The sequence below is a fragment of the Massilia sp. 01N417 genome (assembly GCF_056399645.1).
In genome coordinates this window covers 41,467-58,232 of the sequence record NZ_JBFTRS010000024.1, presented here as the reverse complement: position 1 = coordinate 58,232, position 16,766 = coordinate 41,467, and the positions used below count along the sequence as shown (strand labels likewise).

The 16,766-nt window shown below is 66.6% G+C and carries 15 protein-coding genes and 1 tRNA gene; 2 read left to right on the top strand and 14 right to left on the bottom strand.

Translation table 11 applies throughout. The annotated features are described in order from the left end of the window. Nucleotides 1-115: 115 nt before the first annotated feature. The 6 genes from AC1DOQ_RS22260 to AC1DOQ_RS22235 form a co-directional block, all read right to left on the bottom strand. Nucleotides 116-2,404, bottom strand: a complete 2,289-nt coding sequence (locus tag AC1DOQ_RS22260) for a carboxy terminal-processing peptidase (RefSeq protein ID WP_477369207.1) — start codon at nt 2,402-2,404, stop codon at nt 116-118. 117 nt (nt 2,405-2,521) lie between these two features. After that, nucleotides 2,522-3,031 carry a hypothetical protein gene (locus AC1DOQ_RS22255; protein ID WP_477369205.1) on the bottom strand — a complete coding sequence of 170 codons (510 nt, stop codon included), beginning with the start codon at nt 3,029-3,031 and terminating at the stop codon, nt 2,522-2,524. A gap of 14 nt (nt 3,032-3,045) precedes the next feature. Further along, on the bottom strand, nt 3,046-3,597 hold the full coding sequence (locus tag AC1DOQ_RS22250) for a thymidine kinase (protein WP_477369203.1): 552 nt from the start codon (nt 3,595-3,597) through the stop codon (nt 3,046-3,048). Nucleotides 3,598-3,672: 75 nt separating this feature from the next. Next, entirely contained in the window at nt 3,673-4,296 is a 624-nt protein-coding gene (locus AC1DOQ_RS22245; protein ID WP_477369201.1) for a PEP-CTERM sorting domain-containing protein, read from the bottom strand. 150 nt (nt 4,297-4,446) lie between these two features. Next, nucleotides 4,447-6,696: a penicillin acylase family protein gene (locus AC1DOQ_RS22240; RefSeq protein WP_477369199.1), complete on the bottom strand. Its 2,250-nt coding sequence runs from the start codon at nt 6,694-6,696 to the stop codon at nt 4,447-4,449. A 55-nt stretch (nt 6,697-6,751) separates the two neighbouring features. Beyond that, entirely contained in the window at nt 6,752-7,537 is a 786-nt protein-coding gene (locus AC1DOQ_RS22235; RefSeq protein WP_477369197.1) for a hypothetical protein, read from the bottom strand. Between the two features lie 124 nt (nt 7,538-7,661). On the opposite strand from AC1DOQ_RS22235, the gene AC1DOQ_RS22230 reads away from it, so the two are divergent. Both AC1DOQ_RS22230 and AC1DOQ_RS22225 read left to right on the top strand, forming a co-directional pair. Continuing rightward, nucleotides 7,662-8,465 carry a lysostaphin resistance A-like protein gene (locus AC1DOQ_RS22230; RefSeq protein WP_477369195.1) on the top strand — a complete coding sequence of 268 codons (804 nt, stop codon included), beginning with the start codon at nt 7,662-7,664 and terminating at the stop codon, nt 8,463-8,465. A gap of 73 nt (nt 8,466-8,538) precedes the next feature. Beyond that, nucleotides 8,539-8,623: transfer RNA gene (locus tag AC1DOQ_RS22225), tRNA-Leu, on the top strand. Nucleotides 8,624-8,630: 7 nt separating this feature from the next. On the opposite strand, the gene AC1DOQ_RS22220 is transcribed toward AC1DOQ_RS22225, so the two are convergent. From AC1DOQ_RS22220 to AC1DOQ_RS22185, 8 genes are all read right to left on the bottom strand, one after another. Then, on the bottom strand, nt 8,631-9,317 hold the full coding sequence (locus AC1DOQ_RS22220; protein ID WP_477369285.1) for an alpha/beta hydrolase: 687 nt from the start codon (nt 9,315-9,317) through the stop codon (nt 8,631-8,633). Nucleotides 9,318-9,337: 20 nt separating this feature from the next. Next, nucleotides 9,338-10,123 (bottom strand): dioxygenase family protein, encoded by a 786-nt coding sequence (locus AC1DOQ_RS22215; RefSeq protein ID WP_477369193.1) that lies wholly within the window; start codon nt 10,121-10,123, stop codon nt 9,338-9,340. Between the two features lie 105 nt (nt 10,124-10,228). After that, a complete protein-coding gene (locus AC1DOQ_RS22210; protein WP_477369191.1) occupies nt 10,229-11,128 on the bottom strand; it encodes a LysR family transcriptional regulator in 900 nt (299 codons plus the stop codon). Nucleotides 11,129-11,255: 127 nt separating this feature from the next. Then, entirely contained in the window at nt 11,256-11,975 is a 720-nt protein-coding gene (locus tag AC1DOQ_RS22205; protein WP_477369189.1) for a methyltransferase family protein, read from the bottom strand. Between the two features lie 13 nt (nt 11,976-11,988). Continuing rightward, the gene (locus tag AC1DOQ_RS22200) at nt 11,989-12,699 is read right to left on the bottom strand and encodes a methyltransferase domain-containing protein (RefSeq protein WP_477369187.1); all 711 of its coding nucleotides are present in this window, start codon (nt 12,697-12,699) and stop codon (nt 11,989-11,991) included. Between the two features lie 109 nt (nt 12,700-12,808). After that, a complete protein-coding gene (locus AC1DOQ_RS22195) occupies nt 12,809-14,368 on the bottom strand; it encodes an MFS transporter (RefSeq protein ID WP_477369185.1) in 1,560 nt (519 codons plus the stop codon). A 6-nt stretch (nt 14,369-14,374) separates the two neighbouring features. Beyond that, nucleotides 14,375-15,595 carry an EmrA/EmrK family multidrug efflux transporter periplasmic adaptor subunit gene (locus tag AC1DOQ_RS22190; RefSeq protein ID WP_477369183.1) on the bottom strand — a complete coding sequence of 407 codons (1,221 nt, stop codon included), beginning with the start codon at nt 15,593-15,595 and terminating at the stop codon, nt 14,375-14,377. 93 nt (nt 15,596-15,688) lie between these two features. Continuing rightward, the gene (locus AC1DOQ_RS22185; RefSeq protein WP_477369181.1) at nt 15,689-16,666 is read right to left on the bottom strand and encodes a sensor domain-containing diguanylate cyclase; all 978 of its coding nucleotides are present in this window, start codon (nt 16,664-16,666) and stop codon (nt 15,689-15,691) included. Nucleotides 16,667-16,766 lie beyond the last annotated feature (100 nt).

Sequence of the window (16,766 nt, the reverse complement as noted above, 5' to 3'; positions counted from 1 at the left end):
GGCAAATTTCAATTGGAGCGCATAAAAAAGGCTGCTCCCTAGGGAACAGCCTGTTTTTTTGGCCTTGTCAGAGTAGTCCGACAGCAAAATCAGATATTACCTTATCAATAACATCTCAGTTACCATTCTGTTTCAATCCTGACATGTAAGGCATGGTGCGCGAGGCCATCCGCGTATCCGCCCTCAGCATGCCGGCTTCGTCGGCCAGGATGTGGGCGGCTTCCTGCAGGTAGACGTCCTTGGCGTTCTTGGCGGCCTTCTCGGCGGCGATTTCCGCCGCCAGGCTGCGCTCGTCGCCCTGCAGGCCGTCGTCGGCACGCGGCGCACCCTTCAGCGCCACATTGCTCTTCTTCGGCGCGGTCGGGTTCGGCGCCTTGGCGCGCTGCTCCTTGCTGCCCGGACCGGCCACCGGCTCGTCGGCCTTGCCCGGGTCCTGGGCATCCGCCAGGCGCGATTCACGCAGGCGGGCCTTGGCTTCCTGGTTTTCGCGCTCCTTGCGGCGCACGGCTTCGTTCAAGGAGATCACGTTATCCTTGCGCAGCTTCAGGGCTTCGGCGATGTCCTGTTCGATATCGCGGAAATCCTTGTCCCTGGCGACACGGGCGTCATGGCGCTTCTGCAGCGGAGAAATCAGCTCCTTCAGGTCACCCAGGGGCAAGTAGGTTGCCGGCTTGATCTGCACCCAGGGCAATGCATTGTCGTAGGACGACTCGCCGAAGTTCTCCGCATCCGAGGTCACCGGCAGCTTGATGTCCGGCGTCACGCCGCGCAGCTGGGTGGTGCCGCCGTTGATGCGGAAGAACTGGGCGATGGTCATCTTCAGCTCGCCGTACTTCAGCTTGTCGTTCTGCGAGAAGCGGTCGAGGTTGATCAGGGTCTGGACCGTGCCCTTGCCGAAGCTGGGCTCGCCGATCACGATGCCGCGGCCGTAATCCTGGATCGCGGCGGCGAAGATCTCGGACGCCGAGGCCGAACCACGGTTGATCAGCACGCCCATCGGGCCGTCCCAGGCCAGGCCGGCCTGGGTGTCGCTCTCGACGTCGATGCGGCCCTCGGCGGTGCGCTGCTGCACCACCGGCCCCTTGTCGATGAACAGGCCGGTCAGTTCGACCGCCTCGATCAGCGAGCCGCCGCCGTTGTTGCGCAGGTCGATCAGGACGTTGTCGACCTTCTCTTTCTTGAGTTCGCCGAGGATGCGCTGGACGTCGCGGGTCGCGCTCTTGAAGTCCTTGTCGCCCTTGCGGCGGGCTTCGAAGTCCTGGTAGAAGGTCGGCAGCGAGATCACACCGATGCGGCGCTTGACGCCGTTATCCTTCACTTCGATGATCTGCTTCTTGGCCGACTGCTCTTCCATGCTGATCTTCTGGCGCACCAGCGGGATCGTGACGTGCTTGCCGTCCTGGCCGGCGTCGGCCGGCAGCACGTCCAGGCGCACGGTGGAGTTGCGCTCGCCGCGCACCAGCTGGACCACGTCGTCGATGCGCCAGCCCATCACGTCGGTGAACGGACCGTTGCCCTGGGCCACGCCGACGATGCGGTCGCCGACCTTCAGCTTGCCGGACTTGTCGGCCGGGCCGCCGGGCACGACCTCGCGGATCACGGTGTAGTCGTCGCGCGACTGCAGCACGGCGCCGATGCCGTCCAGCGACAGGCGCATCATGATGTCGAAATTCTCGGCCGAGCGCGGGCCCAGGTAGTTGGTGTGCGGCTCGATCGCGGTGGCGTAGGCGTTCATGAACATCTGGAACACGTCCTCGTTGTTCAGCTTCTTGAGGCGGTTCTGGTAGCCCTCGTAGCGCTTGTCGAGGGTCTCGCGGATGCCCTTGTCGTCCTTGCCGGCCAGCTTCAGGCGCAGCCAGTCGTTCTTCACGCGCTTGCGCCACAGGTCGCGGGCTTCGTCCTCGTTCTTCGCCCACGGGGCCTTCTCGCGGTCGATCTGCAGGGTCTCGTTGGCGGTGAAATCGAAATTGCCCTTCTGGACCAGCTCGCGCGCATAGGCCATGCGGTCGCTGAAGCGCTGCTGGTAGACGTTGAAGATCTGGAACGGCAGGGTCAGGTCTTCGTTGTTGATGGCGTCGTCGAACTTGGTGCGGGCCGGCGCGAACTGGTCGAGGTCGGCCTGGGTGAAATACAGCTTCTCGCTATCGAGGGTCTTGAAGTAGTTGTCGTAAATCTTGGCCGACATCACGTCGTCCAGCGGCATCGCCTTGTAGTGGTAGCGCGCCAGGACGCGCGATGCCCACAGGGCCGCCTGGGTCTGGGCAGCGGTCGGCTTCAGCGGGCCCGCGTTGGTCTGGACCGCATTGGTCTGGGCCGCGCTGGCCTGCACCTTTTCCGGCTGCGCCGTGACGACGTGGGCGGAAAAGGCCAACGCCAACGCAACCATCAACATCTGCTTCTTCATTGTTCGTTTCTCCGGGCGGATTCTCTGGTGCGACCAATTCTACAGGATACCAGGACGACGTAGAGTCGGCCTGCACGCATATTCAGCCGAGCTTAAGTCTGCGCCGCCCTGCGAAGGTCAGGCTTTTACAAATTGAAACAGACCCGGGCGGAACCAGAACATGGCGATCGCTGTCACCATGATGATCACCAGCCAGGGCCAGCTGCGTGCGGCCAGCCGCCAGTCCACCGGGGACGGCCAGAAGGACAGGAATTGCGGTGCCAGCAGCAGGGTCAGGGCCAGGTCGGCCGGGCCGAAGCGCCAGCTGCCGCGGGTGCGCCACCAGGCCACCGCGAGCGGCAACAGCAGCACCAGCAGCGGCGCCAGCGCGGCCGGGGCCGCGTTATACCAGCGCAGGTTGGCGAAGGTGACCGAGCCCAGTTCCCAGGTGCGTCCCTGGCGGCGCGGAATGATCGAGAAGCCGGTCGGGTCGGCGCCCAGCAGCAGGCCGACCGAAAAATGCGCCAGCTCGTGGCACAGGGTGCCGACCGCGCTGAACACGAAGAACAGCGGATGCAGCGAGGTCACCATCCAGATCAGGAAGGCCAGCGCCAGCGAGGGCACCAGGTAGAGCAGGATGTCGGCCATCCTGGTGCTTCCCCTCAGCCCTTGTAGAAGCAGCGCCCGCAGGCCTGGCGGTAGCTTTCGTTGCCGCCGATGCTGACCTGCTCGCCTTCGCGGATGCGGCGGCCTTCGGCGTCGACGCGGATGTTCATGGTCGCCTTCTTGCCGCAGGTGCAGATGTTCTTGATTTCCTCGATGTCGTCGGCCAGCGCCAGCAGGTAGGCCGAGCCGGGGAAGGGGTCGCCGCGGAAATCGCTGCGCAGGCCGTAGCAGATCACCGGCACGCCGCGCACCTGGGCCAGGCGGTGCAGCTGGACCACCTGCTCCTTGGTCAGGAACTGCGCTTCGTCGACCAGCACGCAGGCCACGTCCGGCGCGCTGGCGAGGAAATCGGTGTCCTGGTCGAACAGGCCCACTTCGCGCTGCGGCCCCAGGCGCGAGGTGATCCGGCCGACGCCGTAGCGGTTGTCGATGGCGGCGGTGTACAGCTGGACCACCTGGCCCTGCTCTTCGTAGTTGTGGGCCACCTGCAGCAGCGAGGTGGATTTGCCGGCGTTCATCGCCGAATACCTGAAATAGAGTTTTGCCACTGCCGTTCCGCCTGAGTCCCGTTGGACTTGTTAACTTGCAAAATTATAGCAAGCGGACCGGCAATGGAAAACCGTTCAACGCCTGCGGCGGCTCACCAGTCCGACCAAGCCCAGCCCGGCCAGCAGCATGCCGTAGCCGGCCGGCTCCGGCACCGCCAGCACGACGTTGTTGGCGGTCGGCCAGACCCCGATCCCGCCGTCGGTGGCGATCGTCACCGCCGCCAGCGGCACGGTCGACACGAAGCCGAGGAAATCGGTGGTCGCGGCGCCGCCCAGCCCATAGCTCAGCGCGCTGCCGTCGATGGCGGTGAGGATCAGGTTGCCGGTCGTGTACTGGCCGAAGACGTCGGAAGCGAAGAAGTTGCCGCCGAAGGCGCTCACCCCGCCGCTAAAGTTGGAAAACACGATCGGAGCGATCGGCGTGTTATTCGACAGCCAGAAGTCGCCGCCGATGCCGCCCGCGCCATACAGGCCGGTGGCGGCGTAGACGTCATACCCATAGGCGCCCGCGTGACGGGTCAGGGTCTCGCCGTACAGCGTGACGGTCAGGTCGTCGTAGGTGTCGACGCCGGGCGCCTTCACCGCGGCCAGGAAGTCTGCTTGATTCGTGTAGACGGTGATGTCGGCCTGGGCGGCCGCGGCCGCGCACAGCAAGGCCGCGGCGCAGAGGGGTTTGAGCAGAGACAGTTTGGTGGGCACGATTGCACTCCTGAAGAACATCGATCGGACAGCCCTTGGGCTGGTACCAGTAGATATCAGGAACACGAGCGATGTTGCAATCGTGCTAACAGCCATTTAGCGCGCACCTTGCGGTGCATAAAAGTGCGCGCAGGGCCGGCTCAGAACGTCTTACTGCCCCGGGTGATACTTGCGCTCGAGCTGTTTCTCGATGTCCTCTTTGTAGAACAGGACGTCCTTGAACTCCCCGCGGCTGTACATCTCGGCCTGGTCGTCGAAGTGCGGCGACTTCGGATCCCCGCTCTCGCCGCCCGCCAGGATGCTCTTGGCGCGCAGGCGCGGACCGAACTCCACGGCGGCGACGAAGCTGTTGCCGCGGTCGCCGTAGATGCGCCTGGTGGTCTGTTTCGCGGTCATGCCGAACGAGGCCAGCGAACCCCAGTTGGCCGAGGTGAAGCCGACCGGGATGCTGGGCTTGCTGTCGTCGTAGTGCTGCTCGACCTCGCCGCTGATGCGCTGGAAGCGGTTGATCTCGCCCCAGGGCGTCTTCCAGCTGCCGAAATCGGCCTGCAGCTTGTCGGACGCGCGCGCCAGCGACTCCAGGCGTTCTTGCGGCGTAAGCCTGGTCTGGATGAAGTCGACCACCGGGGTTTCCTGGGCGCGGGCGCGCTGGGCCGCCTGCTTGACCATGTCCTGGCCCCAGTAGACGGCCACCGAGGTCGGGACCGAGTCCACCGCCCAGCGCAGGTCCCAGCCTGCCAGCTGCGCCACCTGTTCGGCCAGGCGCGCCTTGAGGGCATCGCCCTGCGGCAGCGCGTCCCAGTCCTTGAGCAGCGCCGGCACCAGCGGCTCGAAGGCGGTCAGGTAGGGATCGTAGGCCTTGCCGATCAGGCCGTCGAGGGTCAGGTCCTTCGCATCGTGCAGCACCCGTTCGGCGTGCACGCCGCGGGCATTCTGCGGCAGCGACCACATATATTTCGGATAGGCCTTGCAGTCGGGGCTGCTGGCGCCGAAGCCGGTGCAGGGCCAGTTGTTGGTGTTCGAGATATAGCCGCTCTTCGGATTGAGGACGGTGATGGTCTCCTTCACCTCGTGCAGGCCCTGCCACTCGGTGGCCGGATCGCTGCCGTCGACCGGATGGGTCCAGTCGAAGCGCGGATCGCGGCGCGGGATGAAGTTGCCGTGGAAGTAGGCGATATTGCCGTCGGCGTCCGCGTACACGGTGTTGTTCGAGGAGTTGGTGCGCAGGTCCATCACCTTCAGGAAGGCGGCATAGTCGCGCGCCTTGGTGCGGCCGTAGGACTGCTCGAGCGCGTGCACCGGATCGTCCATCATCTTGACGGCCACCCACTTGCCGCCCTGTTCCCGGATCACCGGGCCGTGATGGGTAAAGTACGCGGTGACGCTGCGGCTGGCCATGCCGTCCGCGGTCTTGTACGGCAGCACGATGGTCCGGCTGCGCATCGGGCGTTCTTCCTTGCCGTACTTGTAGAAGAATTTGCCGTCGCGCTCGGCCACGGTTTCCAGGTATTCGTCGATGACGTCGCCGCCGCCCGAGGTGTGCATCCAGCCGAGGCGCTCGTTGAAACCCTGGTAGATGAAGAACTGGCCCCAGGTCACGGCGCCGTAGGCGTTCAGGCCTTCCTCGCTGACCATGTGGACTTCCGGGCGGAAGTAGAACGAGGTGTGCGGGTTGATCATCAGCAGCGCGTGCTTGCCGGCGCTGAGCCGGGGCGCGATCGCGAAGCCGTTCGAGCCCTGCGGCTCCTTGTCGAAGCCCTTGCCCAGGTCGGCCATCGCCAACGTCATGGCAACCGCGGGCGCCGGCCGCTTTTCGTAGAAGGCTTCGAGCTGCTTCAGGTTGATCGACTCGATGTCGCCGCCGATGCTGCCCTCGCTGAAGCTGAGCGCCATCCAGGGTTCGAAGCGGGTCAGCAGCCTGGGCTTCACCTGCGGATGGCTGGCCAGGTACCAGTTCAGGCCATCGGCCCAGCCGTTCATCAGCTTCTTCAGCCAGGCCGGGCTGGCCGCGTACTTGGCCTTCAGCTCAAGCGGGTCGATGTAGAGCTTCATGCGCAGGTCGCGCCAGATCTCCTTCTCGCCTTCGACCTCGGCCAGGCGACCCATCGCATTGATGTAGTTGAGCTCGACCCGGTTGAAGTCGTCCTCGGCCTGCGCGAACACCATGCCGAACACCGCGTCCGCGTCCGTCTTGCCGAACACGTGAGGGATGCCCCACTTGTCGCGCAGGATGGTCACGCGCCGGGCGGCCTGCTTCAGGCGCGCCAGTTCGGCCGGCGGGAAGGCGGCAGTCGACTGCAGGGCCGCTTTCGGCGCGCCGGCGGCAAGGACGGCCGGCGGCAAGGCGGCCAGCACGGCCAGGCTCAGGGCGGTCGAGGCGAACAGGCGGGAAGTCTGCATCAATGGTCTCCTGGGGATGTCGTTATCGTTATCGTTATGGTTATCGCCCGCACGCTCAGGCGGCGCCGAGGTGCACCAGCTTCTGCTTCAGCACATCGTTTTCGCCGATCAGGGTGGCGACGCGGTCCTTCAGCTCGGCCACCTGGGCCTTGAGGGCCTTGATCTGGTCTTCGGGCGTCTCGAACTCGGCTTCCTTCTTCGGCTTGGCGGCGCTCTTCTGTTCGCGCACCTGGCGTGCGGCCTGCTGCAGTTCCTTCTTGCCGCCGGCGACCGCCGCCACCTGGGCTTCCTTCGGCAGCGAGGCGACGTTGGCGGCGGAGCTGATCGAGATGGCGCCGCTGCGCACCGCGTCCACCAGTTCCGGCGCCGCCGTCTTCTGGATGCGTTCGATCTGGCTGATGGTATTCGCCGACACGCGCGCGGCGCGGGCCACTTCCTGGCGCGTGTTCCACGGCGGCGTGAAGGGGACGGCCTGGTCGGCTTCGGTCTGCAGCTCGTCGTCGGTCTTCTGGACCACGCGCGCGGCCAGGATCTCCTTCTTGCGCAGGGCCATCAGGCCGCGCTGGAAATCGGTGACGCTGCGGCGCGCCAGCTGGTTGTCGATCATCCACAGCTTGACGTCGTCGATCGAGTCGAAATTGTCGTTCTGGACAGTCCGGAACGGGATACCGTGCTGGGTGCAGATGGCGTAGCGGTTATGGCCGTCGATCAGCACGTCGCGCCACAGGATCAGCGCTTCGCGGCATCCTTCGGTTAGCAGGCTGCGCTCCAGGGCTTCGTGTTCGGCGGGAGTGAGGGGGTCGACGTAGGTACGGAGTTCGTCGTTAATCGTGATGTTCAATTCTGGTCCTTGCAGCAACAACTGGACCCGAATGCTACCACCTTGCATGCTTCTTCAAAAGCAAGTACTGCGTTGACGACCGCGCATCATTAACATAAGCTTAATGATTTTCAGCGTACATACCATGATGACCCGGTCCGACCACGACATGCATACGGCACCCGCCTCGAAGGGACGGCTGGCGCTCGCCTTCCTGCTGCTGTTCATCGCCTACCAGCTGCCCGAGGGCCTGGGTGGCCACATCCTGCACAGCTTCCCGGTCCAGGCCGCGCTGATGGTCGCCTTCCTGCCGATCGCCTGGCTGGTGGGCCGCTGGCTCGGCTATCCCGGCCTGGGCGCCTGGTACCTGGGCCTGCGGCCGGGCTGGGGCCTGCTGCTGGCGGCGGCCTTCGCGCTGGCGCTGCTGGCCAAGGCCGCGGCGCTGGCGGTCGGCAGCGGTACCGGCATCTACGGCATCGCCTTCCCGCCGGGGCTGACGGCCGGCGCGCTCTTCCTGTCGGTGCTGACCCTGCTGCCCGAAACCTTCATCCCCTCGATCGCCGAGGACATCGTCACGCGCGGCTTCCTGATGCGCGCCCTGCCCGCGCTGTCGCGGCGGCGCCTGTTCATCGTCTGCTCGGCCCTGCTGTTCACCCTGAACCACATCTACCGCTACCAGGAAGGCGCGCTCGAACTGGGCCGGATCTTCTGCTTCGGGCTCGCCTATGCGGCGGCGCTGTACTACAGCCGCTCGCTGTGGGCCGCGGTCGGGCTGCACTGGGGCTGGAATTTCGCCGGCCAGCTGGGCGACCGGGTCGCAAATATCGAGCTGCTCGATCCCTTGCTCGGGCCGGCCCTGTCTTCGCTGACGCACCTGGCGATGCTGGGCGTGGTCGTGCTGGCCGCCGGCCGCCGCCCGCGCCCGGGTGCGACGATCTTGCCTGTTTGACTTCGAATCGTCCCCGCGGCGGGAGCGGCTGTGCTAGAATTCGGCGCCCGCCTGCAAGGGCTCTCACACATATGCCGGTGTGACGAAATTGGTAGACGTAGCGGACTTAAAATCCGCCGGGGCAACCCGTACCGGTTCGATTCCGGTCACCGGCACCACCAGGATCTAGCCGATCCGCACTCCCAACCACCGCTGGAAGTCCCCGACCATGTCGCCGTCGAGCGCGTGGCCGGCCGCATACTCGCGGTATTCCATCGGCACGCCCAACTCCTCCAGCAGCGCCTTCGCCTTGTGGGCGAAATGGATCCCGAGGGTCTGGTCGTCCACGCCGTGGCTGACGAAGGCCTGCAGCCTGCCGAGCAAGGGATCGCTGCGGTCCACCAGCGGCAGGATCTCGGGCAGGATGCGGCCGCTGAGCAGGCCGAAACCGGCCACGCTGCCCGGTGCCGTCAGCCCGACACCGGCGCTCATGATGCCGCCCTGGCTGAAGCCGGCGATCCAGGTCTTGTGCGGGTCGACGCCATGCAGCGCCGGCAGCCGGCCGATGAACTGCAGCAGCTTGAGACGCGATTCCTCGGCCTGGGCCGGATCGATGGCCGGTCCGGCGGGCGTGAACTTCACCTGGAACCAGCCGAAGCGGCCGGGCGCGAACACCAGCGGGCCGCGCACCAGGATCACCGCCAGGCGCGGATCGAGCCGGCGCGCCATCTCGACGAATCCCGACTCGTTGGAGCCCACGCCGTGCAGGAGCAGCAGGCAGGGAGCGGCGCCCTGTGCCGCTTGCGGCGGGCGGATGCGGTAGGCGAGCCCGGACACCGGGTCCGTGAGAAGTTCAGCCAGCGTGTCGGACATATCGTTCCTTTTCATTCTCTTCATTCGAAAGCGTAGGCATCCATGGCGAGTATCCCATGCTCGTAGCTGGCGTGGATCTGCCTGGCCCTGGCACCGGGTCCCGCCGCGCCCATCGCCACGTACAGCGGCAGCWGGTGCTCGTCGGTCGGATGGTTTTCGGCGGCGAAGGGCGCGGCGCGGCGGTAATCCAGCAGCGCGGCCCGGTCGTCGTTCTCCAGGCGCGCCTTCATCCAGGCCTCGAACTCCGCCACCCAGTGCGGCACCGGGGCGTCCAGATGCTGGCCGCGGAACTCGTACAGGTTGTGGGTCAGCGAGCCGGAGGCCAGCACCAGCACGCCCTCGTCACGCAATGCGGCCAGCGCGCCCCCGATCTGCTCGTGCACCGCGGGGCTGGCGCCGCGCACCACCGACAGCTGGGCAACAGGGATGTCGGCGTCCGGATACATCAGGCGAAGCGGCACCCAGGCGCCGTGGTCGAGGCCGCGCTGCATGCTGCGGCCGACGGGAATGCCGGCCGCCTCGAGCAGCGCGGCGGCGCGCTCGGCGGCCTCGGGCGCGCCGGGCGCCGGATAGCGCATCTCGAACAGGGCGCGCGGGAAGCCGCCGAAGTCGTGGATGGTCTCGGGCTGCGGCGCCAGGCTCACCGCCGGGCCGTTGGCGGTCTCCCAGTGCGCGGAGACGACCACGATGGCGCGCGGCCGCGGCAGCGACTTGCCGAGCTCCTGCAGGAAGCGGCGCGCGGGACTGTCCTGCAGCGCCAGCATGGGCGAGCCGTGGGAAACGAATAATGTCGGAAGCCTGTTCATGTCTTACCTCGTTCGATCAACAGCTTCCAGTGTAATCTTGCCGATCGGCGGAATAAACAGCCTTATTGACACAATACTGTTCCATAAATTGGAACAACCCAAGCATCAGTCGCCCCAGACGGGCTTGGCAAACACCTCGGACAGGAAATCGATCGCCACCCTCACCTTCGGCGCCAGGAATTTCTTCGACGGGTAGACCGCGTAGATGCCCAGCGTGTCTGCGCGGTAGTCCGGCATGATCTCCTTCAGCCGGCCCGCCGCCAGGTCGGTCCCGACCAGGAAGCTGGGCTGGAGGATGATGCCCTGGGCCTGCAGCGCGGCGGCGCGGCAGGTGTCGCCGCTATTGGTCCGCATGCGCGGCGCGACCTTCACCGTGACCTCGCCGGCGGGGCCGGCAAAACGCCAGTGTTCGCCCGCGGAGAACAGGCTGTACGAGATCACGTCGTGCGCCGGCAGCTGGTCCGGGCGCGTGGGTTCGCCGCGTGCCTGCAGGTAGGCGGGCGAGGCGCACAGCACCAGCCGCGTCGACGCCAGCTTGCGGCCGACCAGCGAGGACGCCGGCAGCTGCCCGATGCGGACCGCGAGGTCGAAGCCTTCGTCGACCAGGTCGGCCACCCGGTCGGACAGCGTGACGTCGAGCGCCAGGCGGGGATGGCGCGCCATCAGCGCCGGCCACAGGGGCGCTAGGTGCATGAGGCCGAAGCTGAGCGGAACGTTCGCCTTCAGCAGTCCGCTCGCCTCGCCGCTGCGCGACGTGATCTCGGCCTCGGCTTCGTCGAGGTTTTCCAGCAGCTCGCGGCAGCGGGCGTGGAAGACCTCGCCTTCCGCCGTCGGCGACAGCCTGCGCGTGGTCCGGTGCAGCAGGCGCACGCCCAGCCTTTGCTCGAGATCGGCCACGTAGCGGGACACCGCCGCCTTCGACATCGCCAGCGCGTGGGCCGCGCCGGTGAAGCTCCCTGCCTCGACCACGGCCGAGAACACCTTCATTTCCTGGAATTTGTCCATCATCTCGGCAAGTGAAACAATATGGCCGATTCTACGATGATTAGCGCTGGACGGGCGGCATGAAGACGATCCCTTTCCAGGCCGGGTTCCACTCCCGGCCTGGATCGGCAACGAAGGGTTGCAGGCCTCAGGCCTGGACCGCGCCGGTCTTCTTCAGCGAGCGCACGAAGAGGTAGCACGACAGCCAGACCATCAGCCCGGCCACCAGCGCGTCGGTGGATGGCCGCGACTGTTCACCGGCGATCAGGTATTCGCTCCACAGCTTCAGCACCGTCAGCGACAGGACCAGCACGAACATCGTGTTGTACTCCTTGACCAGCACGCGCCGCCAGTTGAAGCGCATGCTCCCCACCGACTGCTTCCAGCCGTCGATTCTCGGCCACCAGCGGCTCACCTGAGCGCAATATCGCAGGTATTCCGGGCCAAATTTATTCGCCAGGAAGGCTTCCTCGGCCGCCACGATGCAGCTGTAGGCGAACAGTACCGCGGGCAACACCACCAGGTAGAACACGGGGGAATGGAAGATGAGCGCGAATCCGGCCGCCATCAGCAGGTTGCCGACGTAAAGAGGATTGCGGCAGTGCGCGAAGACCCCGCCCTGGACCAGGGTGCTGGCATAGACCTGCCGGTCCTTCCCTCCCCGCTCGATGTATTCGTAGCCGATGGTGAAGATGCGCAGCGCCTGGCCCAGCAGGGCGCAGAGCACGCCGGCGAGGTCGAACGCGGTGTTCCAACCGGCGCTGCCGAAGGGATGGGCGGGCCGTCCCGCGAACAGCGCGGCCAGGAACAGGCAGGGGCCGAGCGCGTTCCTGTACTTGAACAGGAAATGTCCGATTTGTCTTTTCATGTGGGGAGCGCCCTTATTTGACGGCCAGGAAGCCTTCGAAGCAGACATACTTCTGGATCGTCATCACGTCCTCGAAGCCGGCCCGTTTCAGCATGTCGAGGTTGCCCCGCGTGGAGAACGGCTCCATCACGCCCTTGATGCTGCGCGACTTGTTGATGATCTCCGCTTCGTTGAAGCCGTTCTCCAGCTTGAACTCGATATAGGCCTGGTTGGCATAGTCCTGGAAGCGTCCGTCGGGCGCGCGGACCTTCTCGAACATGAAGAAGGCGCCGCCCCAGTTCAGGGCGCGATAGATCTTGTCGATCAGTTCCTGCCGCACGCGCGGCGGCAGGAACTGGATGGTGTAGTTCGACACGATCAGGTCCGTCGGTTCGAACTGGATGTCCAGCACGTTCGCGTGCGTGAAGCCGATGCGGCCGTCGGCGGCATTCAGTTCACGCGCCTTCTCGACCATGTCGCGGACGTTGTCGATCCCGACCAGCTTCAGGTCCTGCTTGTGGCGGTGGTGGCGGGCGAGCTTGCCGAGCATCTGCCCGGTCGAGCAGCCGATGTCGTACACCAGGCTGTCGGCTTTCAGGAAGAAGTCGCTGTAGTGGCATACCAGGCGGTGGCCGTTCTCGTACAGCGGAATCGAGCGCTGGATATGGGCATCGAAGTCTTCGCTGATATTATCGAAGGACCAGCCGGCATTGTGCTGGTTGATGTTCTTGTCGACGGTTGTCATCGCGTCATTCCTTTCATGCGGGCGCCGCTTCTCCCGGCTCGGCCGGCTGGCCCATGACTCACTGGGCCTCGCCGCCACGGCATCGGCATATATTTTAGCACTGAACAATTCAGTTCTGAAGTATATTTCGGCTGCGGACCGCGTTCAGGGCCCGTTGCGCCAGCACGATGGCCGCGCCCGCCAGGCCGACATAGCCGACTATCTGGAAGTAGTCGAGCGCGGCCAGCAGCGTGGCCTGCTGCGCCAGCGACTGCGCCAGGCTGGCCGCGGCCAGCGCCTCCGGCTGCGCGGCGCCTTGACGCGCCAGCGACTCGCCCAGCGTCCGCAGCGCCTGGCCATAAGCCGCATCGCCGGGGGCGAAATGGCTGTTGAGGGCCGTGTAATGGGCCGTGATGCGCGCCTGCAGCGCGGCCGTGGACGCCGCCACGCCCAGGGCCGAGCCGAACTGCGCCAGCATGTTCTTGACCTGCTGGGCGTGCGAGAACACCGCCTCGTGGTGCTGCACCTCCCGGAAGGTGTGCATGGCGGTCGTCGCCAGCACCAGCATCACGAACACGCCGTAGCAGGCCAGCGCCGGGACCACGTCGCGCCACAGGTCGGCCTGCGGATTCAGCCCGGCGATGCGCCAGCCGAACCAGGCCAGGAACAGGAAGCCGGCCAGGTAATACTTGCTGGCGGCGGGCCGCCTGGGCAGGGCCATCTGCATCAGCATCCAGGTCAGGATGGTCGCGGCCAGGCCCGCCGCCTGCACCGGGCCGATCGCCTCCCAGGCGAAGCCCAGGCCGCGCTGCAGCACGGCCGGCAGCATGTAGCTGGTGGCGCCCATCAGCGCATAGCAGAAGGTGAATAGCGTCACGCCGCTCCAGTAGCGAGCGCTGCGCAGTTCGCGCAGATGGAGCAGCGGACGCTCGCCGCGGTGCATGGCCAGCACGAAGTAGCCGAGGGCCAGGGCGCCGAGGGCGGCGGCGGCGAGCAGCATCGGCAGGTCGCTGTAGAAATCGTAATACGAGCGCTGCAGGGCATACAGGACCGCGAAGCTACCGGCCACCAGCGCCATCAGCAGCGCCGGATGCGATTGCGTGCGCAGCTCGCGCGGCGGGACCTCGGCCGGCAGGCAGGCGGCGGCCAGCACGGCGATGAGGACGGCAAGGCCGATCAGTATCGCGAAGATCCACTGCCAGCCCTCGTTCGACACCGCCGCCGACGCCAGCAGCGGACCGCCGGAACTGCCGACCGCCAGAGCGGTGGCGAAAAAGCGAATACCGGTGAAGCGGGCCGGACTCGGCGGAAACAGGTTGATCAGCAGGCGCGCGGAGGTCATGAAGCTGCCGCCGCCCAGCGCCATCACGATGCGCCCGATGGTGAACTGCCCGCTCGACTCGCTGGCCCCGCAGATCGCCGCGCCGCAGGCGAACACGAACAGCGAGCACAGCAAGAAACGGCGCCAGCCGAGACGCTCGGCCAGCCAGCGCTGCTTGCTGATCACGGCGACCGCGACGCAGGCGTAGATCACGCCGATCAGGCTGAATTCCTCGGGGGCCGCGCCGATCCCGCCCATGATCGGGCCGGCGCCGAAGGCCACCATCCCGGTCTGCAGGTATTCGGTCGCGGTCAGCAGGAAGATCGTCAGCAGCAGCAGGCGCGGATGCCGGGGTGGCGCGATCTGCATGCCCGGTTACCGGCGCGCCAGCGCACGCCCATCCGCCGCGTTCGCCGCGTTCGCCGCGTTCGCCGCAATGATGCTGGCGACCAGCGAATCGGCGGCCCAGTCCTCGGTGTCGAACACGTCGGTGCGGTAGGACTGGCGCGGCGCCGGCGCGCGCGCCAGTCGCGGCCAGCCGCGCTGGCGGGTGTCGACGCGGACCCGCATGGAGAGCCCGAGCTGGAGCGGATGCTGCTCGACTTCGCGCGAATCCAGCGCGATGCGCACCGGAACCCGCTGCACCACCTTGATCCAGTTGCCGGTCGCGTTCTGGGCCGGCATCAGCGAGAACGCACTGCCGGTGCCGGCTTCCTCGCCGACCACCTTGCCGTGGTAGACCACATCCTTGCCGTAGGCGTCGGCGGTGAGCGTGACCGGCTGTCCGCTGCGGATATGCCGCAGTTGCGATTCCTTGAAGTTCGCCGTCACCCAGATCGTCTCGACCGGCACGATGGTCATCAGCACCGTGCCCGCCGCCACCCGCTGCCCGACCTGGACGTTGCGCCGCGCGACCACGCCGCCCATCGGCGCCGGCACCGAGGTCCGGACCATGGCGACGTAGGCGTCCTTCACCTGCGCCGCCGCGCCCAGCACCTCCGGATGGGTGGCCACCATGGTGCCGTCGACGTAGGCATGGCTGGCGGCCGCCTGCCGCTCCGCCGAGTCGAGCGCCGCGCGCGCGGCGCGCACCGCGTCGCGCGCATGGGCCAGTTCCTCACCCGAGATCGCGCCCGAATGGGCGAGCCGCGAGCGGCGCTCGAAGTCCTCCTGCACCTTGCCCAGTTCGGCGCGGCGCAGCTCGGCGTTGGCCTGCATCTGCGCCGCCGAGGCATACTGGGCGCGCACCTGGCGCACCGTCTTCGCCAGCGCCGCCTCGCTGCGCGCCAGGGCCAGCTTGGCATCCACCGCGCTGAGCCTGACGAGTTCGTGTCCGGCGGCGACGCGGTCGGTGTTGTCGGCACCGATTGCCGTCACGGTGCCGGCGACCTGGGTCGTCACCGGCACCAGGTTGCCCTCCACGTAGGCGTCCTCGGTGAGCTCGCGGTACTGCATGGAGGTCGTCCAGTAGATGCCGGCGCCGGCGAAGGCGGCCAGCAGTCCGCCAACGGCGATCGCCGTGAACAGCCGGCGGCGGCGGGACGCCGGCGCCGGCGAAGGCGCTGCGGGCGGCTGCTTCGTGTGTTGTTGGGTCATGTATCTGTGTCGGTGACGCTGGCGCGATGCTTTGCATTGCGCCGGCGAGATACATATTACTTCGCCGCCGAATTTATTTCAACAATGAAGTATCTAGTCTGCGCCCGACTCGCCGTCCAGGACGACACGGTTGCGCCCCCCGTGCTTGGCGCGATAGAGCGCGGCATCCGCGCGCGCGAGCAGGGCCTCCAGCGACGCCGGCTCCTCGCCCGCGAAGGTGGCCGCCCCGATGCTGACGGTCGCCTTCCTTTCGGCCGGCCCGCTGCCCTCGACGGCGGCGCGGATCCGTTCCGCCACGGCGCCGGCGCCGGCCAGGGATTGCTGCGGCAGGATCACCGCGAACTCTTCGCCGCCGTAGCGCGCTGCGAGGTCGTAGACCCGCACCTGCCCGGCCGCGATCGCGGCCACCCGCTGCAGGCATTCGTCGCCGGCCGGATGGCCGTAGCTGTCGTTGTAGCGCTTGAAGTGGTCGACGTCGAGCAGCAGCAGGGACAAGGGATGGCCGGTCCGGCGCGCCTGCTCCCACTCCTTGCGCAGGGTCTCGTCGAAGCAGCGGCGGTTCGCGATGCCGGTCAGCCCGTCGCGCATGACCAGGCGTTCCAGCGCGAGCTGGGCTTCCTTCTGCACCGTCATGTCGCGCCAGGTCTCGAGCACCCCGAACAGCTGACCCGAGCGGCCATAGACCGGACCGGCATCCATCACCAGGAAGCGCCGTTCGCCGGTGCGCGGCATGTCGCACCAGCCGGCGCCGCTCACCGTGCCCCGGTGCTCGCCGTCGTCGTAGATCCGGTACAGGGTCTTCGCGTCCTCGATGCGGTCGGTCAGGATCAGGTCCGCCAGGGTCGGCCGCGCCGTATGGTAGAAGCCGAGCGAGTGATTGGCCGTCCCGATCATCTCGGCGGCCGGAATGCCGGTGAGGCGCTCGCAGGCATGGTTCCAGATCGCCACCCGACCTTCCGCATTCAGCACGAAGGCGGGAACGACCAGCTGCACCAGCAAGGCGGATGCGAAGTCATGGATGCCGTCTTCCGGTGAAGGCGGCGCTTGCCAATTCGTTACTTCCTTGCTCATATTGCTTTCCATACGGAAAATACGGGGGAAGGCAATGTAGTATGAATGGAGACGGCGCGTCAACAAGAGAGCGCGGATCGGCGGCATTTGTTGTCCGGCG

Coding starts and splice junctions, on each gene's coding strand:
- AC1DOQ_RS22260 (WP_477369207.1), bottom strand. CDS start 2,404: ATGAAGAAGCAGATGTTGATGGTTGCGTTGGCGTTGGCCTTTTCCGCC.
- AC1DOQ_RS22255 (WP_477369205.1), bottom strand. CDS start 3,031: ATGGCCGACATCCTGCTCTACCTGGTGCCCTCGCTGGCGCTGGCCTTC.
- AC1DOQ_RS22240 (WP_477369199.1), bottom strand. CDS start 6,696: ATGCAGACTTCCCGCCTGTTCGCCTCGACCGCCCTGAGCCTGGCCGTG.
- AC1DOQ_RS22230 (WP_477369195.1), top strand. CDS start 7,662: ATGATGACCCGGTCCGACCACGACATGCATACGGCACCCGCCTCGAAG.
- AC1DOQ_RS22220 (WP_477369285.1), bottom strand. CDS start 9,317: ATGTCCGACACGCTGGCTGAACTTCTCACGGACCCGGTGTCCGGGCTC.
- AC1DOQ_RS22210 (WP_477369191.1), bottom strand. CDS start 11,128: ATGGACAAATTCCAGGAAATGAAGGTGTTCTCGGCCGTGGTCGAGGCA.
- AC1DOQ_RS22205 (WP_477369189.1), bottom strand. CDS start 11,975: ATGAAAAGACAAATCGGACATTTCCTGTTCAAGTACAGGAACGCGCTC.
- AC1DOQ_RS22200 (WP_477369187.1), bottom strand. CDS start 12,699: ATGACAACCGTCGACAAGAACATCAACCAGCACAATGCCGGCTGGTCC.
- AC1DOQ_RS22195 (WP_477369185.1), bottom strand. CDS start 14,368: ATGCAGATCGCGCCACCCCGGCATCCGCGCCTGCTGCTGCTGACGATC.
- AC1DOQ_RS22190 (WP_477369183.1), bottom strand. CDS start 15,595: ATGACCCAACAACACACGAAGCAGCCGCCCGCAGCGCCTTCGCCGGCG.
- AC1DOQ_RS22185 (WP_477369181.1), bottom strand. CDS start 16,666: ATGAGCAAGGAAGTAACGAATTGGCAAGCGCCGCCTTCACCGGAAGAC.